Source organism: Allobosea sp. TBD101, from assembly GCF_059817965.1.
Window position 1 is genome coordinate 2921146 of record NZ_CM187543.1, and the last position, 22252, is coordinate 2943397.

Annotated in this window: 21 protein-coding genes; 15 read left to right on the forward strand and 6 right to left on the reverse strand. The window is 66.4% G+C overall.

Going from position 1 to position 22252, the window contains the following annotated elements:
• Nucleotides 1–246 precede the first annotated feature (246 nt).
• The 5 genes from AC6RIC_RS14340 to AC6RIC_RS14360 all read left to right on the forward strand — a co-directional run bounded on the left by AC6RIC_RS14340 (nucleotide 247) and on the right by AC6RIC_RS14360 (nucleotide 4704).
• Entirely contained in the window at nucleotides 247–585 is a 339-nt protein-coding gene (locus tag AC6RIC_RS14340) for a GlsB/YeaQ/YmgE family stress response membrane protein (protein ID WP_499732830.1), read from the forward strand.
• 80 nt (nucleotides 586–665) lie between these two features.
• The gene (locus AC6RIC_RS14345) at nucleotides 666–944 is read left to right on the forward strand and encodes a GlsB/YeaQ/YmgE family stress response membrane protein (protein ID WP_454656890.1); all 279 of its coding nucleotides are present in this window, start codon (nucleotides 666–668) and stop codon (nucleotides 942–944) included.
• A 100-nt stretch (nucleotides 945–1044) separates the two neighbouring features.
• Nucleotides 1045–2058: a lipoyl synthase gene (gene lipA, locus AC6RIC_RS14350; RefSeq protein WP_454656891.1), complete on the forward strand. Its 1014-nt coding sequence runs from the start codon at nucleotides 1045–1047 to the stop codon at nucleotides 2056–2058.
• Nucleotides 2059–2073: 15 nt separating this feature from the next.
• Nucleotides 2074–2550 (forward strand): type II toxin-antitoxin system RatA family toxin, encoded by a 477-nt coding sequence (locus AC6RIC_RS14355; RefSeq protein ID WP_499732831.1) that lies wholly within the window; start codon nucleotides 2074–2076, stop codon nucleotides 2548–2550.
• A 42-nt stretch (nucleotides 2551–2592) separates the two neighbouring features.
• Nucleotides 2593–4704, forward strand: a complete 2112-nt coding sequence (locus tag AC6RIC_RS14360; RefSeq protein ID WP_499732832.1) for a fused MFS/spermidine synthase — start codon at nucleotides 2593–2595, stop codon at nucleotides 4702–4704.
• A 6-nt stretch (nucleotides 4705–4710) separates the two neighbouring features.
• Here AC6RIC_RS14360 and AC6RIC_RS14365 read toward each other — a convergent pair whose 3' ends face one another.
• Both AC6RIC_RS14365 and AC6RIC_RS14370 read right to left on the reverse strand, forming a co-directional pair.
• Nucleotides 4711–5199 (reverse strand): CinA family protein, encoded by a 489-nt coding sequence (locus AC6RIC_RS14365; RefSeq protein ID WP_454656894.1) that lies wholly within the window; start codon nucleotides 5197–5199, stop codon nucleotides 4711–4713.
• A gap of 2 nt (nucleotides 5200–5201) precedes the next feature.
• On the reverse strand, nucleotides 5202–6407 hold the full coding sequence (locus AC6RIC_RS14370; RefSeq protein ID WP_499732833.1) for a bifunctional 2-C-methyl-D-erythritol 4-phosphate cytidylyltransferase/2-C-methyl-D-erythritol 2,4-cyclodiphosphate synthase: 1206 nt from the start codon (nucleotides 6405–6407) through the stop codon (nucleotides 5202–5204).
• Between the two features lie 226 nt (nucleotides 6408–6633).
• On the opposite strand from AC6RIC_RS14370, the gene dusB reads away from it, so the two are divergent.
• From dusB to hflX, 7 genes are all read left to right on the forward strand, one after another.
• Nucleotides 6634–7575: a tRNA dihydrouridine synthase DusB gene (dusB, locus tag AC6RIC_RS14375; RefSeq protein ID WP_499736600.1), complete on the forward strand. Its 942-nt coding sequence runs from the start codon at nucleotides 6634–6636 to the stop codon at nucleotides 7573–7575.
• Between the two features lie 108 nt (nucleotides 7576–7683).
• Nucleotides 7684–8736, forward strand: coding sequence for a two-component system sensor histidine kinase NtrB (locus tag AC6RIC_RS14380; protein ID WP_499736601.1), 1053 nt, complete (start codon nucleotides 7684–7686; stop codon nucleotides 8734–8736).
• 16 nt (nucleotides 8737–8752) lie between these two features.
• Entirely contained in the window at nucleotides 8753–10204 is a 1452-nt protein-coding gene (ntrC, locus tag AC6RIC_RS14385) for a nitrogen regulation protein NR(I) (protein ID WP_499732834.1), read from the forward strand.
• 148 nt (nucleotides 10205–10352) lie between these two features.
• Nucleotides 10353–12617, forward strand: coding sequence for a sensor histidine kinase NtrY-like (locus tag AC6RIC_RS14390; protein WP_454656898.1), 2265 nt, complete (start codon nucleotides 10353–10355; stop codon nucleotides 12615–12617).
• Complete coding sequence (ntrX, locus tag AC6RIC_RS14395) at nucleotides 12614–13981, forward strand: nitrogen assimilation response regulator NtrX (protein WP_499732835.1); 1368 nt, start codon at nucleotides 12614–12616, stop codon at nucleotides 13979–13981. The genes AC6RIC_RS14390 and ntrX overlap by 4 nt, the downstream gene beginning before the upstream one ends.
• A 419-nt stretch (nucleotides 13982–14400) precedes the next feature.
• Nucleotides 14401–14649, forward strand: a complete 249-nt coding sequence (gene hfq / locus AC6RIC_RS14400; RefSeq protein WP_038365847.1) for an RNA chaperone Hfq — start codon at nucleotides 14401–14403, stop codon at nucleotides 14647–14649.
• A gap of 73 nt (nucleotides 14650–14722) precedes the next feature.
• Nucleotides 14723–16051, forward strand: coding sequence for a GTPase HflX (gene hflX, locus AC6RIC_RS14405; protein WP_499736602.1), 1329 nt, complete (start codon nucleotides 14723–14725; stop codon nucleotides 16049–16051).
• Nucleotides 16052–16063: 12 nt separating this feature from the next.
• Here hflX and mazG read toward each other — a convergent pair whose 3' ends face one another.
• Nucleotides 16064–16900: a nucleoside triphosphate pyrophosphohydrolase gene (mazG, locus tag AC6RIC_RS14410; protein WP_499732836.1), complete on the reverse strand. Its 837-nt coding sequence runs from the start codon at nucleotides 16898–16900 to the stop codon at nucleotides 16064–16066.
• A gap of 37 nt (nucleotides 16901–16937) precedes the next feature.
• Between mazG and arfB the strand changes: the two genes are divergently transcribed.
• Nucleotides 16938–17357 (forward strand): alternative ribosome rescue aminoacyl-tRNA hydrolase ArfB, encoded by a 420-nt coding sequence (arfB, locus tag AC6RIC_RS14415; protein ID WP_499732837.1) that lies wholly within the window; start codon nucleotides 16938–16940, stop codon nucleotides 17355–17357.
• 1 nt (nucleotide 17358) lies between these two features.
• Nucleotides 17359–17934 (forward strand): regulatory protein RecX, encoded by a 576-nt coding sequence (locus tag AC6RIC_RS14420; protein ID WP_499732838.1) that lies wholly within the window; start codon nucleotides 17359–17361, stop codon nucleotides 17932–17934.
• 19 nt (nucleotides 17935–17953) lie between these two features.
• Here the strand turns inward: AC6RIC_RS14420 and AC6RIC_RS14425 are convergent, their stop codons facing one another.
• The 3 genes from AC6RIC_RS14425 to AC6RIC_RS14435 all read right to left on the reverse strand — a co-directional run bounded on the left by AC6RIC_RS14425 (nucleotide 17954) and on the right by AC6RIC_RS14435 (nucleotide 21163).
• A complete protein-coding gene (locus tag AC6RIC_RS14425) occupies nucleotides 17954–18100 on the reverse strand; it encodes a hypothetical protein (protein WP_499732839.1) in 147 nt (48 codons plus the stop codon).
• 73 nt (nucleotides 18101–18173) lie between these two features.
• On the reverse strand, nucleotides 18174–19148 hold the full coding sequence (locus AC6RIC_RS14430; protein WP_499732840.1) for a Bug family tripartite tricarboxylate transporter substrate binding protein: 975 nt from the start codon (nucleotides 19146–19148) through the stop codon (nucleotides 18174–18176).
• A gap of 227 nt (nucleotides 19149–19375) precedes the next feature.
• Complete coding sequence (locus AC6RIC_RS14435) at nucleotides 19376–21163, reverse strand: peptide ABC transporter substrate-binding protein (RefSeq protein ID WP_499732841.1); 1788 nt, start codon at nucleotides 21161–21163, stop codon at nucleotides 19376–19378.
• Nucleotides 21164–21481: 318 nt separating this feature from the next.
• On the opposite strand from AC6RIC_RS14435, the gene AC6RIC_RS14440 reads away from it, so the two are divergent.
• A complete protein-coding gene (locus AC6RIC_RS14440) occupies nucleotides 21482–22042 on the forward strand; it encodes a hypothetical protein (RefSeq protein WP_499732842.1) in 561 nt (186 codons plus the stop codon).
• Nucleotides 22043–22252: the final 210 nt, after the last annotated feature.

Here is a 22252-nt window from a genome sequence, read left to right on the forward strand (position 1 = left end):
GCTTCGCCTGCAGGTGCCGGCTCGAAGCCTCACGACTGTCATTCCGGGGCGCGCCGCAGGCGCGAACCCGGAACCCACGATTGGGTCGGACATCTTGTGCCTTGCTACAGCCGGCTCACCCCGTCGTGGGTTCCGGGTTCTTCGCTCCGCGAAGCCCCGGAATGACAAACTACGCCGCCCGAAAATGACGCCCTGTCTCTAGCGCTGACGCTTGGCGACCGCCCACCCGCGCTCCATATTGCGCCGATGCCGCCACGCACCTGCAAATCCGCCAAGCCCGATCGCGTCGTCCGCGACGAGGAGATCGAGATCCTGCCGCCGCGCCGGACGCTGCCGCTCGACTGGAGCGTCATCGTGCCGACCGTGGCCTTCGGCACGTTTACGGGCTTTGCGGCCAGCTTGGTCGTCGGAGGCGGCGGCTTGATCCGCCATGCCGTCGTCGGCGTGCTCGGCATGCTGGTCGGGCAGGGCATCGTGCGCCTGACCGGCTGGCGCCTGAACACGGGCTACAGTTTCCTCGACGATGCCGGCATGGCGGTCATCGGCGCCATCCTCGTCATCCTGCTGGCGCGCTTCATCGCCTGAGATAGCATCGCGAGCGGAACCGGCGGCGCCCCAAGTCGTTGGTAGGCGCGCATCCACGCATGGCTAGGGGGATATCCGCGATGGAAAGCTTTGCCGCCACCATGGCCCAGCCGGGCTATGGCTTCTTCATGACGCTGCTGATCGGCGTCCTCGCCGGCTGGATCGCCGAGCGCCTGACCTCGTCCGATCACGGCCTCTTCACCAATATGCTGGTCGGCGTCGCTGGCTCCTTTGTCGGCGCCAAGGTCGCGGAACTCATGGACATTCCGGTCTTCGGATTCTGGCGGACACTCACTGCTGCGGTGGCCGGCGCGATCATCGTTATCGTGATCTGGAACGCGGCCCGCGGTCGCAGGTGAAGCACTGTTGCCCGGGCCGGTGGTTGCGGCAGAGCGCTTTGGGGATTAGCTAGAGGGAGCCGGCTTGGCCGGCTCCTGCTGTTGAAGCCCGGACCCTGTTATGGCGCTTGTTCTCGACCTGCTGAACCGCGATCCGCGGCCCAATGCCGGCAATCCGAAGGCGCAAGCCACGGAAGTCCGCCATCCCGAGAAGCAGAAGCGGCCGGAGAACCCGGTCCTGCGCAAGCCGGACTGGATTCGGGTCAAGGCGCCGGGCTCGCCGAAATGGGCCGAGACCAAGGCGATCGTGAAGGCCGAGAAGCTGGTCACGGTCTGCGAGGAGGCCGGCTGCCCCAACATCGGCGAGTGCTGGGAAAAGAAGCACGCCACCTTCATGATCATGGGCGACACCTGCACACGGGCCTGCGCCTTCTGCAACGTGAAGACCGGTGTGCCGCAGCCGCTCGATCTCGAAGAGCCGCGCAAGATCGCCGAGGCCGTCACCAAGCTCGGCCTCGAACATGTCGTGATCACCTCAGTCGACCGCGACGATCTCAAGGACGGCGGCGCCGAGCATTTCGCCCAGGTCATTCGCGCGATCCGCAAGGCTTCGCCCAGCACGACCATCGAGATTCTGACGCCGGACTTCCTGCGCAAGCCGGGCGCGCTCGAAGTGGTCGTGGCGGCCAAGCCCGACGTCTTCAACCACAATCTCGAGACCGTGCCGGGCAAGTACCTGAAGGTGCGGCCGGGCGCGCGCTATTTCCATTCGCTGCGCCTGCTGCAGCGGGTGAAGGAGCTCGATCCGACCATCTTCACCAAGTCCGGCATCATGGTCGGTCTGGGAGAGGAGCGGAACGAGGTGCTCCAGTTGATGGACGACCTGCGCTCGGCCGAGGTCGATTTCATGACGATCGGCCAGTATCTCGCGCCTTCGCGCAAGCACCACGCCGTGATCCGCTTCGTCACCCCCGACGAGTTCAAGAGCTTCGAGACCATCGCCTATGCCAAGGGCTTCCTGATGGTGTCCTCGACGCCGCTGACCCGGTCCTCGCATCATGCCGGCGAGGATTTCGCCAAGTTGCGTGCCGCGCGCGATGCCCAGATCGGTATCGGCCATAACAGCCGCGGCTGAGAAGGCACGTTCTCGATGCCGATGTTCAACAGCAGCCGCCGGGTGAAGCACTCGCCCGAGCAGATGTTCGCGCTCGTGGCGGATGTCGAGACATATCCGCAGTTCCTGCCGCTCTGCGAAGGGCTCATCGTGCGCCGGCGCACGCCGCGCGAGGGCGGCGGCGAGGTGCTGCTGGCCGACATGACCGTGGGCTACAAGGCGATTCGCGAGACCTTCACCAGCCGCGTCACGCTCGATCCGGACAATCTCAAGATCCTCGTCGAATATGTCGACGGGCCGTTCCGCTATCTGGAGAACCGCTGGACCTTCAAGCCGCACGAGGCGGGCTGCGAGATCGGGTTCTTCATCTCCTACGAATTCGCCAGCCGGATGCTCGGCCTGCTGATGGGCGCGATGTTCGACAAGGCCTTCCGCAAATTCGCGGAAGCCTTCGAGAAGCGCGCCGAACTGGTCTACGGGCGGAATGCCCCTACGGCAGTGACGGGGTCTTAAGCCCCGCGTGGCATGGTTCGGCCATCAGCCGAGGACATGCCCATGGATGCATCCGCAGCGCAGACGGTCGATCGCCTTCACGCACGCCGCGTGGCCGCGACGCTTCCCGTCTATATCGCGACGATCTTCGTCTCGGCCTTCCTGCTGTTCGGCATCCAGCCGATGTTCGCCAAGATGGTGCTGCCGAAGCTCGGCGGCTCGCCGGGCGTCTGGTCGGTCGCCATGGTGTTCTTCCAGGCCGTGCTGCTCGCGGGCTACGGCTACGCGCATCTGCTCGTCAGCCGCCTTTCCCTGCGCCGCGCGGCGCTGATCCATCTGGCGCTGATGATGACAGTCCTGGCGATCAGCCTGCCGATCCATATCGCTGCCGGCTTCGAAAGGCCGCCGCAGGAGGGGGAGGTCACTTGGCTGATCGGCCTGTTCGCGGCCTCGGTCGGCTTGCCCTTCTTCGCCGTCTCCGCCAATGGCCCCCTGCTTCAGGCCTGGTTCGCCCGGTCGGGTCATAGCCACGCCGCCGACCCCTATTTCCTTTACGCTGCATCGAACATCGGCAGTTTCCTGGCTCTGATCGCCTATCCCTTCGTCGTCGAGCCGTTGTTGCCGCTCGCCATGCAGGCTAGCGCCTGGACCTGGAGCTTTGCGCTGCTGCTCGCCGGGATTGCCGGTTGTGCCGGGCTCGCCATCGGTACGGGCCGGATGGATGCTTCCACGCCGGCCGCTGCCGCGCCGGCCGTGCCCGTCACCCATGCGCAGCGCTTCGGCTGGGTCGCACTCGCCTTCGTGCCGTCGGGGTTGCTGGTCGCGGTTACCGCGCATGTTTCCACCGACGTCGCCGCCGTGCCGCTGCTCTGGGTGGTGCCTCTGGCGCTGTTCCTCCTGACTTTCGTCATTGTCTTCCAGCGCCGGCCGATCCTGCCGCATCGCTGGATGCTGCGCCTGCAGATTGTCCTGATGCTCGGCGTGCTTATTGCCTTTCCGTTCAAGTCGTGGGTCGGCTGGGGCCTCTCGCTGGCGCTGCATCTTGGGCTGTTCTTCGTAACGGCCATGGTGGCGCATGGCGAGCTGGTGAAGCGGCGCCCGGATGCTTCGCGCCTCACCGAATTCTATCTGTGGATGTCGTTCGGTGGCGTGCTTGGCGGGCTGTTCTGCGGCCTGCTGGCGCCGATGCTGTTCAATGCGGTCATCGAGTACCCGATTCTGGTGATGGCGGGATTGCTTTGCCGTCCTGAAGTCATCGCGGGCCGCGCGAAGGGCGCCGTGAAGCTCTACCTCGTCTCTGCGACCGCAAGCGTGATGATTTTCCTTGTGATCAGCGACTGGCAGCGCACCGATTCGATCCGCTCCTTCTTCGGCATCAACCGCGTTTCCGAAACCGAGGATGGACGCTTCCGCAAGCTCACGCACGGGACTACCGTCCACGGGGTGCAGCGCCTCCGCAATGACGACGGCAGCATGGTCACCAGCCGCCCCGAGCCGTTGAGCTACTACTTCACCGGCGGAGCCATCGCGGACGGTATCGATGCGGTACGGCGTGCGCGCGGCGGAAGGTTGGGCAAGGTCGCCTCGGTCGGCGTCGGCACGGGCTCGCTCGCCTGCCAGATCCGCCCCGGCGAAGACTGGAGCTTCTACGAGATCGATGCCCGCGTGGTTTCGCTCGCGACCGATCCGGCGCGCTTCTCCTTCATCAGCCAGTGCGCTCCGCATGCGCCATTCGTGATCGGCGATGCGAGGCTGACGCTCACCGATGCAGCCCCCGGCTCGCTCGACCTGATCGTCGTCGATGCGTTCTCCTCGGACGCGATCCCGATTCACCTGCTGACGCGCGAGGCGATCGGGCTCTACCTGTCCAAGCTGACCCCCAATGGTGCGCTGCTATTCCACATCTCCAACCGAAACATGGACCTGGCTCCCGTGGTCGCGGCGACGGCACGCGAGCATGGGCTTATCACCTGGATCAGCCAGTATCGTCAGACACAGGAGCTGGCGGATCAGCACAAGTTCCTGTCTCTGGTCGCGATGGTCGTGCGCGATCAGGCCGATCTCCGCTTCGCGGCAGGCGAGCGTTGGCGGGTGGAGCAGGGGGGCGGGACGCGGCCCTGGCGCGACGATTATGCAGACGTCATCGGCGCGATCTGGCGCAAGCTCTCGCGCTGAACGAGGTCAACCGGCGGCGTCACGCAGCAGTCCAAGCGCGATGATGACGGAAAGCCGCCGGATCTGGTCGCGCGACAGGGGGCCGAAGCGCATTTCGCGATGGGCCGTGCCGGTTGGCCCGGCGCAGGCAAAATGGACCAGGCCGACAGGCTTGCGGTCCGTGCCGCCACCGGGGCCGGCTACGCCGGTAACGGCGACGGCTAGGTCTGCGGAAAGCCGTGTGCGACCTCCCGCGGCCATCGCGCGAGCGACCTCTTCGCTGACGGCGCCGTGAGCCTCGATCAGGGCGGCAGGCACGCCGGCCAGCGCCGTCTTGGCGCCGTTGGAATAGGTCACCAGCCCGCCATTGACGACATCCGAGGAGCCGGCGATCGCGGTCAGGGCGCCCGAGACCAGCCCTCCCGTGCAGGATTCGACCGTGGCCACGCTGAGGCCACGGTCGCGGCAAGCTGCCAGGACCGTTTCGGCCAGCACGGTGATCTCCGCATCGAACATGGCTAGTCCTCCTCGGGCAGGCGGATCGTTGCCGTCCCAAATGCGACGAGGCCCTCGCGCCGGCCGGTGAAGCCCATGCGCTCCGAGGTCGTCGCCTTGATCGCGACCTTGCCGAGCGGCAGGCCGGCGATCGCTGCGATCTCGGCGCGGATGACCTCGCGGTGCGGGCCGATCTTCGGGGCCTCGCACACGACGGTCAGGTCGAGAAAGTCGATCCGCCCGCCGCGTTCGCGCACCCGCTGCGCGGCGAAGGCAAGGAACTGGGCCGAGGCTGCGCCGCGCCATTGCGGATCGCTCGGCGGGAAATGCGTGCCGATATCGCCGTCTGCGAGCGCGCCGAGCAGGGCGTCGGTCAGCGCGTGGAGCGCGACGTCACCGTCGGAATGGGCGATGACGCCCTGGTCGTGGCCGATCCGGACGCCGCCGAGCCAGACATGGTCGCCCGGCCCGAAGGCATGGACATCGTAGCCCGTGCCGACCCGCGTCACGAGCGCCTTGCCCGGTTGTGCGGAGGCCCGCAGGAAATCTGCGGCATGGGTCAGCTTCACGTTGGCCGGGTCGCCCTGGAAGGTCGCGACCGGATGGCCGGCCCATTCCATCAGGGCGGCATCGTCGGTGAAGCCATCGAGCAGGGCCGCCTCCGCGGCCTCATGGGCCTCCAGCAGGGGCCTGAAGCGGAAGGCCTGCGGCGTCTGGACGGTGACGAGTTGGTCGCGCGGCGGGGTCTCGGCGACATGGCCGTCGGCGCTGGTGCGCTTCACTGTATCGGTGACGGGCAAAGCGGGGATCGCGGCGATGCCGCCGGCACCGAGCCGGTGGATCGCGGCGCTGATCTGGGCGCGCGAAACGAAGGGGCGGGCCGCGTCATGGACAAGCACGATACCGTCGAAGCCCTCGCGCGACAGCGCGAGCAAACCGCGCCGCACCGAGGCCTGGCGCGTTGCACCGCCGAGCGTCGGCGTCACGAGACGGGAGCCGTCGATGCCGGCCATGGCATTGGCGTAGCGTGCCTCGTCGCCTTCGCCGATGACGATGGCGATACGCTCGATCGCCGGCTCCGCCAGGAAGGGCGTGAGCGCATGAGCGAGGACGGGGCGGCCGTCGACCAGCCGGTACTGCTTCGGCTCGCCATCGCCGGCCCGCAGGCCGCGGCCGGCCGCGACGAGCAGGGCTGCAACCGGCGGAAGCGCATCGGATTGACGGAGCACGGCGCTGGATCCTGTCTGCAAGCGGGTCAAGAGCGCATGCCATAACCAATTCCGCTGCGATGGGGCAGGGGGGGTGTGACGCTGTTGCATTGCAGCATTCCGCCTAAGCGCTTGCGCTCATGCAGCATTGTCCAATAAATATGCATATAGAGAATTGCCTTAAAAGCAGGCTGCCCTTTTGGACATTGCAGATATCCCGATCGCCTCCCGTGCCTTCCTGGCGCCGATGTCCGGCGTGACCGACATCGTCATGCGTCGCCTGGCGGCGCGCAGCCGCGCCGGGATCGTCGTGTCGGAGATGGTTGCATCCGACGAATTCGTGCGTGGCAGCGAGGAAGCGCGCATCCGGGCCGAGGGCGAGGGCGTCTCGCCGCATGTCGTCCAGCTCGCCGGCTGCGACCCGTACTGGATGGGTGAGGCGGCGCGGCTGGCCGAGGCCAACGGCGCCGATATCGTCGACATCAACATGGGCTGCCCGGCCAAGAAAGTAACGGGCGGCTGGGCCGGCTCCGCCCTGATGCGCGATCTCGACCATGCGATCGCGCTGGTCGAGGCCACCGTTGCCGCCACCAGCGTGCCGGTGACGGTCAAGATGCGCCTCGGCTGGGACGATGCTTCCCGCAATGCTCCCGAGCTTGCCCGTCGGGCGGTCGATGCTGGGGCGCGGATGATCACGGTCCATGGCCGGACGCGCCAGCAATTCTACAAGGGTACGGCTGATTGGCGGGCGATCGCCGCGGTGCGTGCTGCCGGCGCCTTCCCACTGGTGGCCAATGGCGACATCCACGATGTCGCGGATGCGCGGGCTTGCCTGGAACAGTCGGGCGCCGATTTCGTGATGGTGGGGCGTGCTGCGCTCGGCCGGCCCTGGCTGGTCGGCGCGATCGGCGCGGCGCTCGACGGGCGCGCGTTCCCGCCACTCACTCTGGCCGAGAAGCTCGCGCTGGCCTGCGAGCACTATGAGGGCCTGTTGTCCCTGATGGGCGTGGCGCATGGCGTGCGCCATGCCCGCAAGCATCTGGCGGCCTATGCGGATGACGCCGTTGCCGATGGCTGCGAGCCCGATGCGGAGCTGCGCCGCAGTCTTCTGACGTCTGACGAGCCCAAACAGGTCCTGGTCGCGCTGACCGGCCTGTTTTCGACCGATCGCAATCGCGAAGCGGCCTGACGCAACAAGGAGCAGCCGATGACGGCGATGTTTGCCGACAAGGGGCTTGGAAGCCGCAGCACCTACCTGCTCGATCCGATCGAGGTCCAGGCGCTGAACGTGCTGCCCATGCCGGTGCTGGTGATCGGCGAGAGCCATGCCGTGCTCTACGCCAACACGGCGGCCGAGGATTTTTTCCAGTCCAGCGCTGCCTTGCTCAAGCGCCAGCGCATCGACGATCTCATTGCCTTCGGCTCGCCCGTGCTGGGCCTGATCGAGGAGGTGCAGCGCCGCGGCGCGAGCGTCAGCGAGTATCGCCTTGAACTCGGCACGCCGCGCCTCGGAACCGATCACATCGTCGATGTCTTTGCCTCTCCCTTGCCCAGCCAGGGCGATGCCGTCGTGCTGATGCTGCAAGAACGGACAATTGCCGAAAAAATGGACAGGCAATTGACGCATCGCGGGGCAGCGCGCTCGATCACGGCGCTCGGTGCCATGCTGGCTCACGAGATCAAGAATCCGCTCTCCGGCATCCGGGGCGCGGCGCAATTGCTCGAAGGCTCGATCTCCGACGACGATCGGATGCTGACGCAGCTGATCTGCGACGAGACCGACCGGATCGTAAAGCTGGTCGAGCGCGTCGAATTGTTCGGCGACGAGCGGCCGAGCGAGCGCGACGCGGTCAATGTCCATGACGTGCTCGACCATGTGAAGCGCCTCGCCCAGTCCGGCTTTGCCCGGCATATCCGCTTCACGGAGGCCTACGACCCGTCGCTGCCGCCGGTGGCCGGCAATCGCGACCAGCTCGTCCAGGTGCTGCTCAACCTCATCAAGAACGCCGCCGAAGCCATCGGCGAGGGCGCGATCGACGGCGAGATCACGCTGACGACCGCCTACCGCCCGGGTATCCGCCTGCAGGTGCCCGGCTCGTCGGAGCGCATCGCGTTGCCGCTCGAGATCGGGGTGCGCGACAACGGGCCGGGCGTGCCCACCGATCTGGTGCAGCACCTGTTCGATCCCTTCGTCACGACCAAGGCTCAGGGAAGTGGCCTTGGACTTGCACTTGTCGCCAAGGTGATCGGCGATCACGGCGGAATCGTCGAGTGCGAGTCCGTTCCGCGCCGGACGCATTTCAGGATCCTCCTGCCCCTGCACCAGCTCAGGTCGGGGCAGGCAACGTAAAGGCCTAAAGCAACACATGCCGACCGGTCACATCCTCGTCGCCGACGACGACGCCGCGATCCGCACCGTCCTGAACCAGGCGCTGGCCCGGGCGGGCTACGAAGTCAGGACCACGGGCCAGGCTGCCACGCTCTGGACCTGGGCTGCCCAGGGGCTGGGCGACCTGATCATCACCGATGTGGTCATGCCGGACGGGAACGCCTTCGACCTGCTGCCGCGCATCAAGCGGGTGCGGCCAGAGCTGCCGATCATCGTGATGAGCGCGCAGAACACCTTCATGACGGCGATCAAGGCGTCGGAACGCGGTGCCTACGAATATCTGCCCAAGCCCTTCGACCTGAAGGAGCTCGTCGCCATCGTCGGCCGCGCGATGTCGCGACCGCGCGGCGAAGCGGCGCGTGGCCATGCAGCCGAACCCGAGGACATCCCGCTGATCGGCCGCTCGCCGGCGATGCAGGATGTCTATCGTGCGCTGGCCCGCCTGATGCCGATCGACCTGACCGTGATGATCAACGGCGAATCCGGTACCGGCAAGGAACTGGTCGCCCGCGCGCTGCACGATTACGGCAAGCGCAAGAACGGGCCCTTCGTCGCGATCAACATGGCCGCGATCCCGAAGGACCTGATCGAGTCCGAGCTGTTCGGCCATGAGAAGGGCGCCTTCACCGGCGCGCTGACGCGCTCGTCCGGCCGCTTTGAGCAGGCCGAGGGCGGCACGCTCTTCCTCGACGAGATCGGCGATATGCCGATGGAGGCGCAGACCCGCCTCCTGCGCGTGCTCCAGCAGGGCGAGTACACCACGGTCGGCGGCCGCACCCCGATCAAGACCAATGTCCGCATCGTCGCCGCGACCAACAAGGACCTGCGCATCTCGATCGCGCAGGGGCTGTTCCGCGAGGACCTGTTCTTCCGGCTCAACGTGGTGCCGATCCGCCTGCCGCCCCTGCGCGAGCGCATCGAGGACATCCCCGATCTCGTTCGCCACTTCTTCACGCTGGTCGAGAAGGAGGGGCTGCCGCGCAAGCAGGTCGATTCGGAAGCGATGGACGTGATGCGGCAGTATCGCTGGCCGGGTAACGTCCGCGAACTGGAAAATCTCGTGCGGCGCCTGGCCGCGCTCTACCCGCAGGAGACGATCACCGCGCCGATCATCGAGGCCGAATTGCAGCCGGCGGCGGTGGGGGCGGGATACACCGGCAGCCCTGCCGTTTCCGAGCGCGCCGAGACCCTGTCCGGCTCCGTCGAGCGCCATCTCGGCCAGTATTTCGGCGGTTTCGGCGACAATATCCCGCCACCGGGCCTGTATCACCGCATCCTGCGCGAGATTGAGCCGCCCCTGATCGCCGCGGCGCTCGCCGCCACGCGCGGCAACCAGATCCGCGCCGCGGAGCTGCTCGGGCTCAATCGCAACACGCTGCGCAAGAAGATTCGCGAACTCGACATGCAGGTGGTCCGCTCGCCGCGCTGAAACGCGGCATCACCGCCTTGTGAATGTCATATTTTGACAACACCGTTGCGGCGGCGCATCAGTGGCGCCCCGCAGGCGTGATCGGTTCGCGATCCCTGCCATTTCGGAGTTGTCGGAAAACGTGTCTGCGTCGGTCAACGAAGCCAGAATGATGCCGCGCGGCGAGGAGAAATCCCGTCGCGTATCGGGCTGGGTCGGCGGGATCGTTGTCGCGCTGGCTTTGATCTCGGCGCTGCTCACCTTCCTCGTGCTGTCGGGCGCGACGCCGATCGTGCCCGTGCACGAGGTCGTCGTCGGCGTGTTCGTGCTGAACGCGCTGCTGATCCTGGTGCTGATCGTCATCGTCGCCATCGAGGCTGCCGTGCTGATCCGCGCCCGCAAGGCGGGAGCGGCTGCGGCGGGCCTTCATGTCCGCATCGTCGGCCTGTTCAGCATCATCGCCGCCCTGCCGGCGGTGCTCGTCGCGATCATCGCCACCATTACGATCGAGCGCGGGCTGGAACCATGGTTCTCCGACCGGATGCGCGATGCCGTCTTCAAGTCGGTCGAGGTCGCGGATGCCTATGCCGCCAGTCAATGCCGTTCGCTCGGCCGCGAAATCCGTGTGCTCGCCGACGATCTGAGCCGGGCCAAGCCCGCCTTCGACGTCGACCGCAAATGGTTCGAGAACTTCCTCACGACGCGCGCGACAGCGCTGGGGCTACCCGTCGCCACGATCATGCAGCCGCCGGACAAGGTGGTCGTGCGTGCCAATATCAACGTGCTGCGCGATCCGCCCATGCCGGATCAGGCGGCCTTCGACGATGCCAAGTCCGCGCCGGAGCCGATCTGCGTCATCCCGCGGACGGGTACCGTCTTCGGTGCCGTGGTGAAGCTTCCGGCCTATGACAACAGCTTCCTGCATGTTGCGCGCGAGGTCGATCCGCTCGCCGTCGAGTTCCCTTCGGTCGCGCGCGGGGCGGCTGTCGAATATCTCTCGATCGATGCGCGCCGAAAGGGCGTGCAGATCGCCTTCGCCTCGATGTACGGGCTGATCGCGCTGATCCTGCTGCTTTCGGCGATCTGGCTGGGCTTGAGCTTCGCCAATGGCCTGGTCGCGCCGATCCGGCGGATGATCGATGCGACGGATCAGGTCTCGAGCGGGAATTTCTACGTTCAGGTGCCGATCCGACGATCCGAGGGCGATCTCGCCCATCTCGGAGAGACCTTCAACAAGATGACGGCGGAGCTGCGCCGCCAGCGCGACAGCCTGGTCACGGCGAGCGAGGTCATCGACCGGCGGCGGCGCTTCACCGAGACGGTCCTGTCCGGTGTCTCGTCCGGCGTCCTCAGCCTCGACAGCGACGGGCATGTCACGACGATCAATCGCTCGGCCGAGAATCTGCTGGGCACCGGCGGGCGCCTGCTGGGCAAGCCGATCGGCGAGGTCGCGCCCGAGGTGGCGGGCTTCGTCACGGAGGCCCTGCAGAACCGGCAGCGCCTGAGCTCAGGTCAGGTCGCCTTCACGCGCGCCGGGCAGGACCGGATGGTCAATATCCGCGCCGTCAGGGAAGGCGAGGGGATCGGCGCCGGGCTCGTCGTAACGCTCGACGACATCACCGATCTCGTCTCGGCCCAGCGCACGGCCGCCTGGGCCGATGTCGCCCGCCGCATCGCGCATGAGATCAAGAACCCGCTGACACCGATCCAGCTCTCGGCCGAGCGCATCAAGCGCCGGTTCGGGCGTGTCATTACCGAGGGCAAGGACGTCTTCGACCAGTGCACCGATACGATCGTTCGGCAGGTCGAGGACATCAGGCGCATGGTCGACGAATTCTCGTCCTTCGCCCGCATGCCGAAGCCGTCGCTCGCCCGCGAGGACATCGTCGAGACCGTCAGACAGATCGTCTTCCTCTGGCGGGTCGGCAATCCCGAGACGACGATCGCGGAGGTGCTCCCGGACGAGGCGGTGCCGGCGCGCTTCGACCGTCGCCTGATCTCGCAGGCTTTGACCAACGTCATCAAGAACGCCACCGAGGCGATCGAGGCCGTACCGGCCGAAGAGCGCGGACAGGGCCGGATCGATGTCCAGATGGCACGGCTCGACGACGGCCGGATCGTCATCGACGTCATCGACAACGGCAAGGGCCTGCCGGCGGATCAGCGCCAGAAGCTGCTCGAACCCTATATGACGACGCGCGAGGGCGGGACGGGCCTGGGCCTCGCCATCGTCGGCAAGATCCTGGAAGACCATGGCGGCGGTATCGAATTGCTCGACCGTCCGGACGCTGCCAGCGGTGCGCGAGGTGCGCGCATCCGTCTCTGGTTCCCCGAAACGGGTCCGGCGCAGGACGCTGAGGGCAGCGATGCGGCCGGCCAGCCCGAAAATAGCTCTCGCAACACAGATGATGGGAAGAATGGGATACGCCTATGAGCGCTGACATCCTGGTAGTGGACGACGAAGTCGATATCCGCGATCTGGTCGCCGGCCTGCTGGAGGACGAGGGCTACCGGACCCGCAAGGCGGGCTCCGCCGACGAGGCGCTGGCCGCGATCGCGTCGCGCCGGCCGAATCTCGTTTTCCTCGACATCTGGCTGCAGGGCAGCCGGCTCGACGGCCTGCAGGTCCTGGAGCTGATCAAGGAAAACCACCCCGATCTCGCGGTGGTGATGATCTCCGGCCATGGCAACATCGAGACGGCGGTCTCGGCGATCAAGAGCGGCGCCTATGACTTCATCGAGAAGCCGTTCAAGGCCGATCGGCTGGTGCTGGTCGCAGAGCGGGCGCTCGAAGCCTCGCGCCTGCGCCGCGAGGTCCGCGAGCTCAAGACCCGCTCGGTCCAGGCCGACCGCATCGTCGGCCGCACGACGGTCGTGAACCAGCTCCGCCAGACGATCGAGCGTGTCGCGCCGACCAATGCGCGCGTGCTGATCACCGGCGAGCCCGGCTGCGGCAAGGAGTTGGCGGCACGCACGCTGCACGGCGCCTCCACCCGTTCTACCGGGCCGTTCGTCGTCATCAACGCGGCAACGATCACGCCTGAGACGATGGAGGAGGAGCTGTTCGGCGTCGAGGGCGGCGACGGGCGCGGGCGCCGGATCGGCGCGCTCGAGGAGGCCCATGGCGGCTCGCTCTATATCGACGAGATCGGCGACATGCCGCGCGAGACGCAGAACCGCATCCTGCGCGTGCTCGTCGACCAGAACTTCCAGCGTGTCGGCGGTGCGACGCGGGTGCATGTCGATGTCCGCGTCATCTCCTCGTCGAGCCGCGACCTGGCGCAGCTCATCGCCGACGGACATTTCCGCGAGGATCTCTATCACCGCCTCAGCGTCGTGCCGATCAAGGTGCCGCCGCTGTCGGAGCGGCGCGAGGACGTTCCCGAGCTGATCGAGTTCTTCATGGAGCAGATTTCGATCGCGAGCGGCCTGCCGAAGCGCCAGATCGGCAGCGACGCCATGGCCGTGCTGCAATCGCATGAATGGCCGGGCAACATCCGCGAGCTGCGCAACAATGTCGAACGCCTGATGATTCTGACCAAGGGCGATCCGACGGCCGAGGTGACGATCGAGATGCTGCCGGCCGAAGTCGGCGCGATGGTGCCGACGACGCCGTCGGGCTCCGGTGGCGAGCGGTTGATGAGCCTGCCGCTGCGCGACGCGCGAGAGATATTCGAGCGCGAGTATCTGATCGCGCAGATCGCCCGCTTCTCCGGCAACATCTCGCGCACGGCCGAGTTCATCGGTATGGAGCGCTCGGCGCTGCACCGGAAACTGAAGTCGCTCGGCGTCGGCTGAAGGCGCGTCGATATACGACAGCAGCTGTTAGCAGCCACCTTTGTCATTCCGGGGCTTCGCGGAGCGAAGAACCCGGAACCCACGACCGGGCGAGCCACCGGCAACGGGAGACAAAAGGTCTCACCCGGTCGTGGGTTCCGGGTTCGCGCCCGTGGCGCGCCCCGGAATGACAAGGGTGGTGCCGGAGCCAAGGCCAAGCCAGGAAACGGTGTTAGGCGCACCACGCATGCCCATTTGCGCGCTACGCAGGCGGCATGCGTCTAAAGTCGGCAATGCTGCACTTGCGTTGTGGGCGAAGACGACGATCTAATGGAGCATCGGTGTTCCGACGCTGGTGGAATGCGCCGCCGGCCTGAAACGGAACGAATTGGATCGCTGGATTTTAATCCGATCGGCGATCCCAACAACAGGGACTACCCATGGCCGCCGAGCGGGCACAGAACCTCCAGGACACTTTCCTCAACCATGTGCGCAAGCAGAAGATTCCGCTGACGATCTTCCTCGTCAACGGCGTCAAGCTGCAGGGCGTCGTCACCTGGTTCGACAATTTCTGCGTGCTGTTGCGCCGTGACGGTCACTCGCAGCTCGTCTACAAGCACGCGATCTCGACCATCATGCCTGGACATCCGGTGCAGCTGTTCGAGCCCGAGGAAACGGACAAGAACTGATTTGGCTGCAAGCCATAAGGACGACAAGGATCGGGCGGCCACGCGTGTCACAGGCGCGAAGCCGCTCGACGAGATCGAACGCGAGATCGCGGCGAATACGCGCGCCTATGTCGTGGGACCCTATCTGCAGAAGCGCGGCATCGCGGTCGATGCCAACCAGCGTTCCTTCGCGGCGCGGCTGGACGAGGCCGTCGGCCTCGCGGCCGCGATCGACCTGACGGTCGTCGAGCCGGTGCAGGTGCTGCTGACCGCGCTGCGCCCTGCGACCTATCTCGGCAAGGGCAAGGTCGAGGAACTGGCCGAGCGCATCAAGATCGAGGAGATCGGCCTCGTCGTGATGGACTGCGCCCTGTCGCCGGTCCAGCAGCGCAATCTCGAAAAGGCCTTCGGCTGCAAGGTCATCGACCGCACCGGCCTGATCCTCGAAATCTTCGGCCGGCGCGCCCGCACCAAGGAAGGCGCGCTCCAGGTCGAGCTTGCGCATCTCAATTACCAGAAGAGCCGGCTGGTGCGGTCCTGGACCCATCTCGAACGCCAGCGCGGCGGCTTCGGCTTCCTCGGCGGCCCCGGCGAGACCCAGATCGAGGCCGACCGGCGCATCATCCAGGAGCGGATGACCAAGATCGAGCGCGATCTGGAGAGCGTGAAGCGCACGCGCTCGCTGCATCGCGCCAGCCGGAAACGCGTGCCTTATCCGATCGTTGCGCTGGTCGGCTACACCAATGCCGGCAAGTCGACGCTATTCAACCGGCTGACCTCGGCCGAAGTCTTGGCGCAAGACATGCTCTTCGCGACGCTCGACCCGACGGCACGCGCGATCAAGCTGCCGCATGGCGCGCGGATTATGCTTTCCGACACGGTCGGCTTCATCTCGGACCTGCCGACCCAGCTCGTCGCCGCCTTCCGCGCCACGCTGGAAGACGCGATCGAGGCCGATGTGCTGCTGCATGTCCGCGACGTCGCGCATGGGGACACGCAGGCGCAGGCCGCCGACGTGCAGGCGATCCTGCGCGATCTCGGCATCAATCCGGACGACGGCCAGCGCGTCATCGAGGTCTGGAACAAGGCCGACCTGCTCGACCCGGCCGAGCGCGAGCGCCAGCTCGGTATCGCGACGCTCCGGCCCGACGGGTCGCGCCCGGTTCTGGTCTCAGCGCTGACCGGGGAAGGCATCGAGCGGCTGACCCGCGCGATCGAGACCCGCATCGCGCATAGCCGCCCGGTCTACACGCTGGAACTCGTTCCCGGAGACGGCAAGTCGCTGGCCTGGCTGCATGCCAATGGCGAAATTCTCCAGCGCGAGGACGGCGAGGATGGCGCGCTGAAGCTCGCCGTGCGTCTGCCGCCCGAGCGGGAAGGGGCGTTCACGGCGCGCTTTCCCGAGGCTCTGCGGCAGGGATAAGCCCTGCCGCGGCTAGCCGGCGGCCTTCTCGCGCTTCTTCACTGCCTGCCAGAGTGCCTCCATCTCGTCGAGGCTGGCCTCTTTCGCGGTCCGGCCCTCTGCCTCCAGGGCCTCCTCGATGCCCTTGAAACGGCGTTCGAACTTGGCGTTGGCGGCGGCGAGGCAGCCTTCCGGGTCGGCATCGACGTGGCGGGCGAGATTGGCGACGACGAAGAGCAGGTCGCCGATCTCCTCGTGGATCGCCGCCTTGTCGCCGCCGGCGAGCGCTTCGTCGATCTCGGCCGTTTCCTCACGGATCTTGTCGAGCACGAGGCGGGCATCGTTCCAGTCGAAGCCGACGGTGGAGGCGCGGGCCTGCAATTTCCAGGCGCGGGTAAGGGAGGGCAGGGTGTGCGGCACGCCGGCCAGGACGCCGCGCTCCTCGGCCTGCGGCGGCAGGCCGGCTGCCTCGCGTGCCGCTGCCTTGGCCGCCTTCTCCTCGGCCTTGATCCGATGCCAGAGTACCTTCACCTCGGCGGGCGAGAGATCGCGCGCATCGCCGAAGACATGCGGATGCCGGCGGATCAGCTTGGTGGTGATGGCCTCGACCACATCGGGAAAGGCGAAGGAGCCTTCCTCCTGCGCCATGCGGGCATGGAACACCACCTGCAAGAGAAGATCGCCGAGTTCGTCCTTGAGGTCGAGCTTGTCGCCGCGGGCGATCGCATCGGCGACCTCATAGGCCTCCTCGACGGTATAGGGGGAGACCGAGGCGAAATCCTGCTCCAGATCCCAGGGGCAGCCGGTCTCCGGCGTGCGCAGCGCAGCCATGATTTCGATCAGGCCGGCGATCTCGCGAGAGGGCTTCAACGCTGCATGTCTCCGTGAATTGCAGTACGGTCCTCCCATGATTCAAGCCACCCCGTCCATCGCGATCGACGAGAGCGAGATCGAGGAGAGTTTCGTGCGCGCCTCCGGTCCGGGCGGTCAGCACGTCAACAAGGTCTCGAGCGCGGTACAGATCCGCTTCGACGTGCGCCGCTCGCCATCCCTGCCCAATGATGTCGCGATCCGCCTGATGAAGCTCGCCGGCAGCAAGCTGACGCAGGACGGCATCGTCGTCATCGTCGCGCAGACGCATCGCAGCCAGAAGCGCAACCGCGAGGAGGCTGTCGAGCGTCTGCTGGAACTGATCCGCGCAGCGGCTGTGCGCCCGCAGGTCCGGCGCGCGACGAAGCCGACCAAGGCCTCGAAGGAACGCCGACTCGCGTCCAAGGAGAAGCGCTCCGGCGTCAAGGCCGGCCGGCAGAGACCGGTATCCGATTAGCATGGCAGATCAGGGCGACAGGCGGGGGCAGGGTGCACGCCCCGCCCGGGCACCGCGGCGGATCACGCCAGACTATCTCCAGCGCGCGGCGATGCATTACCTCGAACGCTATTCGGCGCCGGCCGCGCAATTGCGCCGGGTGCTGGTGCGCAAGATCGCTCTGAGCTGCCGCCATCATGGCGAAGACCCGGCGACGCATGCGGCTGCGCTCGATGATGTCGTCTCGCGTTGCATCGGTTCCGGGCTGGTTGACGACCAGCGTTTTGCCGAGGCGAGGGCTGCAACGCTCAGGCGCCGGGGGCGTTCAGCGCGGGCCGTCGCGGCCACGCTCACCGCGAAGGGCGTGGGCCGTGAACTTGCGGCACGGGCCAGCAGCGTCGGCGACGAGGAGGAGTTGACGGCTGCCCGGAAAGCCGCGCGGCGCAAGCGGCTGGGCCCATGGTCGCGCGGTGACCGGGCAGCCAGCCGCCAGAAGGACCTCGCAGCCATGGCGCGAGCCGGCTTCTCGATCACCGTAGCCCGTGCCGTGATCGATAGTGATGGAGATGACGATGCGAACGGCGGCGCATGGACCTGACGCTGTGGCGCGCGGCGTTTCAGGTCGGGATGCAGCGTTGCCTCGCCGCATCCCACACCCCGTCCTGACAGGGCACCGTTGCGAAGTCGGTGAGGAGGCCCACCGCCAGCAGCGCGGCAAAGGCGGCCAGCGCGACCGCCAGGCCGATGACGGCGAGCCTCATCATGCTCCATCCCTCTCGCATCGGCGCACGAGTTCAAGCCGATGCGGCACGGGAAGAACGGTCACGGCCGCCGGTCTCACTCCAGCTTGACCTGTGCCTCCTTGACGACCTTGCCCCAGCGCTCGACCTCGGCCGTGACGAACCTGCCGAAATCCTCGCCACTCAGGGTCGGCATCGGCGAGCCGCTCTTCTTCCAGACGGCCTCGATGGCGGGCATCTTGAGTGTCTTCTGCACCTCCTCGCGCATCTTTGTCACGATCTCCGGGGGGGTGCCCTTGGGCGCCCAGAGGGCATACCAGGTCGAGACCTCGAAGCCCTCCAGGCCGGCCTCCTTGGCTGTCGGCACATCGGGTACGGCTTCGGAACGGGTCGGCGCGGCGACCGCGAGCGCCCGCAATGCGCCGCTCTGGATCTGGGGTGCCGATGAGCCGAGGCCGTCGAACAGCAGGTCGACCTGACCGGCGACCGTGTCCTGCAAGGCGGGGCCTGCGCCGCGATAAGGCACATGGGTCAGCTTCGTCTTGGTCGAAATCTGGAAGAGTTCGCCGGCGAGATGATGCGTCGTGCCGTTGCCGGCAGAGGCATAGTTCAGCTTCTCCGGGTTCTTCTTCGCGAATTCGACAAGCTCCGCCACCGTCTTGGCCTGGACCTTGCCGGGATGGACGACGATGACCTGCGGCGGCTGGGCGATGACCGCGATCGGGATAAAGTCGGTCTGGATGCTGTAGTCGAGCTTCGGATAGAGCGCCGGCGCGATGGCATGATGCGCCGCTCCGACGAAGAAGGTGTAGCCGTCGGGCTTGGCCTTCGCCGCGGCCGAGGCGCCGACCGTGCCGCCGGCACCGCCGCGATTCTCGATGATGATGCGCTGGCCGAGCTGCTGGTCGAGCTGGGCGGCGAGGGGCCGGGCGAAGGCATCGGTGCCGCCGCCGGCCGGGAAGGGCACGATGAAGGTGATCGGCCGCTGCGGCCAGGTGTCGGCCAGTGCCGGCGCCGCCGCCAGCAGCGCGAAGGCGGCGGTCGCGAGGATCAAGTCTCGTTTCGTCGTCATTGTTGATGCGTCTCCCTTGATGCGGCGCTTGTCGGCCCCTGCCTTCGTGGCGTGCAGGGTTCAGGAGAACAGGAAGGGGAATCCGGTCGCGCCGCTACGCGGGGATATGCCGGGCGCGGCCGATGCAACCCGAATGCGTGAAAGCATCCTCCGGCCCGTGTCGGGGCCGAAGGCAGGTTCGGTTCGGAGGCCGGATGTTGCGCCAGCCTCCGAATCATGGACGGCGATCAGCTGCGATACCAGCTCGCCAGGTTCCAGGTCGTCACCTCCCAGCCGGAGATGTCGGGCGTCAGGTTGTTGATGGCCGCGCCGACGACCGTGCGCGACAGGACCGGCAGGATGACGTTGGCCTCGCAGAAGATCTCGTTGACCTTGATCAGCAGCGCGGCGCGCTTGACCGGGTCGAGCTCCTTCTGGGCGGCCTTGTAGGCCTTGTCGGCTTCCGGGTCCGAGTAGCGCGAGACGTTGCGGCCCAGCCACTTGTTCTCCTTGCTGGCGATCTCCCAGGAGACGAGCTGGTTGAGGAAGCGCTCCGGATCGGGCTGCGGCTGCGTCGTGGTGTACATTTCCATGTCGCAGTACAGCTTGGTGTAGGTGTCGGGGTTGGCGACATCAGACGAGAAATACACCGATGCCGTGACCGACTTCAGCTCGAGCTCGATGCCCGCGCGCTGGCAGGCCTGCTTGATGATGGCCTGGGTCTTCTGGCGTGGGGCGTTGATCGAGGTCTGGAAGACGTATTTGAGCTTCTTGCCGTCCTTCTCGCGGATACCGTCGGCGCCCTTCTTCCAGCCGGCATCGTCGAGGATCTTGTTGGCCTTCTCGATGTTGAACTCGTATTTGAGCTTGGTCGACTTGAACTGCTTGGGTTCGTTGACGAAGCTTGCGGTCGCGACGCCGCCGCGGCCATAGATGAACTTCTCGATCGAATCGCGGTCGATCAGGAGGTTCATCGCCTGGCGCACGGCCGGGTCGCTGAGCGAGGGGTGCTTGGTCTTGACGCTCGAACGCTCGCCGTCGACCTCGGTCCACGGATCGGTCGTGTTCAGGATGATGAACTCGACGTCGCCGCCCTTGACCGCCACGACCTTGCCGCGGCCGCCGGCTTCCATGCGCTTAAGGACCTCGTCCTCGACCTGCAGGTTCCAGGCATAGTCGTATTCGCCGGTCTGGAGCACGGCGCGCGCAGCAGAAACCGCGTCACCGCCGCCCTTGACCTCGAGCGTGTCGAACTGCGGCTTGTTCTTGACGTGGTAGTTCTCGTTGCGCGCGGCGAGCACGATGTCGCCCGGCTTGAAGTCGACGAACTTGTAGGCGCCGGTGCCGACGGGCTTCAGGTTGGCCGGAGCCTCACGGGACTTCGCGCCCTTGTACTCGCCGAAATGGTGCTTCGGGATGATCATCCCGGCGACGCCGACGAAGGGGTCAGCCCAGAACGGGGTCGCTTCCTTGAAGATCACCTTGATGGTGTGGCTGTCGATCTTCTCGACCTTGATATTGGCGTAGGAGCCGGTGGTGTAGGCGGCCGTCGCCGGGTCGGCGGCATATTCCCAGGTGAAGACGGCGTCATCGGCTGTGAACGGCTTGCCGTCATGCCATTGCACGTCCTTCTTCAGCTTCCAGATCACTTCCTTGCCGTCGGCGGAAAGACCGCCATTGGCCTTGCTCGGAATTTCCGCGGCGAGCTGCGGAATGAGGTTGCCTTCCTTGTCCCAGCCGGCCAGCGGCTCGAAGAAGATGCGCGAGGCGATCTGGTCCTTGGTGCCCGAGGCGAAGTGTGGGTTCAGCAGCGTCGGAGCCTGCCAGAGCAGGATCTTGAGCGGCCCGCCGCCGCCGGCCTTGGTCGGCTTGTAGCCGTCGGCCGGCTGGGCCATCGCAACGTCGTTCCAGGCGAGGATCTGGGTCGCCATCGGCGCCGTGATGCCCACGGCCGCCATCTTCTGGATGAAGGATCGTCGCGACAACGAGCCGTCCTTCACACCCGCGACGAGGCCGCGGATTTCCTGTTCCTTCATGGGATTCCCTCCACCTTTTCAGCAAATTGGTGCCCCGGCATTCGCTGCCGCGTTTCGTTGGCGCGTCAGCAATGCATGGCCGGACGCGGGCGTCCAGTCGGCGAATGGCCGGAGCATGCCGGCAATGCCGGCAATGCGTATCGTCACCCGGCAGGGATCGGAACGTCCGGAGATATCCCGGAGCGGTGTGTTGCCGGTGAAAACGGTCGACCCGATGCTGGGAATGCGCGGATGTGCGCAATTTTACGCTCCGGATTGAATGCAATTTGAGGGTTCCGGCCCGATGGTCTTCCCGCGAACAGTTGGCTGCGGGGTTTGATGTTCACGCGATACGTTACGTTCATCTTCCTGGTGGGGTTGAGCGCCCTTTTCTTCACCAGTGGACGCTCGGCACCGATAGGCGGCGAGAGCCGGAGTGATCCGCTCTACAGCGTCACCGCGGCAGAGCGGGGGGCGGCTCCCCATCCTGCCGGCGCGGTGCCGGGTCGAGCAGGGGCCGAGGCCGTCGATCTCGACAGCATCGATGGCGCGTCGTTCGGCGGCTACGATCACAATGGCAGCGTGATGTGGACCGCGCTGGCCGACGGGCTGATCGTCTATGCCGAGCCGAAGGCTTCAATTCGGGATGTGGTGAAGCCGGGCAGCGTGCTCTTCCGCGGCAGCCCGTTCCTGCAAGGCGGGCGCCTCGAAGGCACCGCCTACGCCTTCAAGAAGGGCTGCGCGCCGGCGCCTTATGCGGTGCGCGGCGGCTATTCGCGTGACAACGCCACGATCACGTTGCGCGGCGCGGGGCCGGTCAGGCAGGGCTGCGAGGTCGTGGGCTATTCGGAGAGAAGCCCGCACGCGGTGTTGAAGTTCACCAGCATGATGAGCCCGTGACGCTGAGGCGGGCGCGCGACCATCATGCTTCCGCTGTGGCCGGAATCTGAGGAGATGGCGGAAGCGGTGTCCGCATTAGTGTGTTTTCGCTGATTGTCTGCTCTTGCTGATACTTGTCGATACATGACGTAAAATCAGAGATTTAGCTGCGTTTTCAAATCAGATTGCTATCTTCTCGGCTCATTCAATCGAGCGCCCTCGTTAGGGCCT

Bases quoted from the DNA above. Each gene is read 5' to 3' on its own strand.
- AC6RIC_RS14425 (WP_499732839.1), bottom strand. From the start codon at position 18,100: ATGATGAGGCTCGCCGTCATCGGCCTGGCGGTCGCGCTGGCCGCCTTT.
- AC6RIC_RS14440 (WP_499732842.1), top strand. From the start codon at position 21,482: ATGTTCACGCGATACGTTACGTTCATCTTCCTGGTGGGGTTGAGCGCC.
- AC6RIC_RS14430 (WP_499732840.1), bottom strand. From the start codon at position 19,148: ATGACGACGAAACGAGACTTGATCCTCGCGACCGCCGCCTTCGCGCTG.
- AC6RIC_RS14420 (WP_499732838.1), top strand. From the start codon at position 17,359: ATGGCAGATCAGGGCGACAGGCGGGGGCAGGGTGCACGCCCCGCCCGG.
- ntrX (WP_499732835.1), top strand. From the start codon at position 12,614: ATGAGCGCTGACATCCTGGTAGTGGACGACGAAGTCGATATCCGCGAT.
- AC6RIC_RS14355 (WP_499732831.1), top strand. From the start codon at position 2,074: ATGCCGATGTTCAACAGCAGCCGCCGGGTGAAGCACTCGCCCGAGCAG.
- lipA (WP_454656891.1), top strand. From the start codon at position 1,045: ATGGCGCTTGTTCTCGACCTGCTGAACCGCGATCCGCGGCCCAATGCC.
- AC6RIC_RS14435 (WP_499732841.1), bottom strand. From the start codon at position 21,163: ATGAAGGAACAGGAAATCCGCGGCCTCGTCGCGGGTGTGAAGGACGGC.
- hfq (WP_038365847.1), top strand. From the start codon at position 14,401: ATGGCCGCCGAGCGGGCACAGAACCTCCAGGACACTTTCCTCAACCAT.
- ntrC (WP_499732834.1), top strand. From the start codon at position 8,753: ATGCCGACCGGTCACATCCTCGTCGCCGACGACGACGCCGCGATCCGC.
- AC6RIC_RS14340 (WP_499732830.1), top strand. From the start codon at position 247: ATGCCGCCACGCACCTGCAAATCCGCCAAGCCCGATCGCGTCGTCCGC.
- AC6RIC_RS14365 (WP_454656894.1), bottom strand. From the start codon at position 5,199: ATGTTCGATGCGGAGATCACCGTGCTGGCCGAAACGGTCCTGGCAGCT.
- AC6RIC_RS14360 (WP_499732832.1), top strand. From the start codon at position 2,593: ATGGATGCATCCGCAGCGCAGACGGTCGATCGCCTTCACGCACGCCGC.
- dusB (WP_499736600.1), top strand. From the start codon at position 6,634: ATGTCCGGCGTGACCGACATCGTCATGCGTCGCCTGGCGGCGCGCAGC.
- arfB (WP_499732837.1), top strand. From the start codon at position 16,938: ATGATTCAAGCCACCCCGTCCATCGCGATCGACGAGAGCGAGATCGAG.
- AC6RIC_RS14390 (WP_454656898.1), top strand. From the start codon at position 10,353: ATGATGCCGCGCGGCGAGGAGAAATCCCGTCGCGTATCGGGCTGGGTC.
- AC6RIC_RS14345 (WP_454656890.1), top strand. From the start codon at position 666: ATGGAAAGCTTTGCCGCCACCATGGCCCAGCCGGGCTATGGCTTCTTC.
- AC6RIC_RS14380 (WP_499736601.1), top strand. From the start codon at position 7,684: ATGCCGGTGCTGGTGATCGGCGAGAGCCATGCCGTGCTCTACGCCAAC.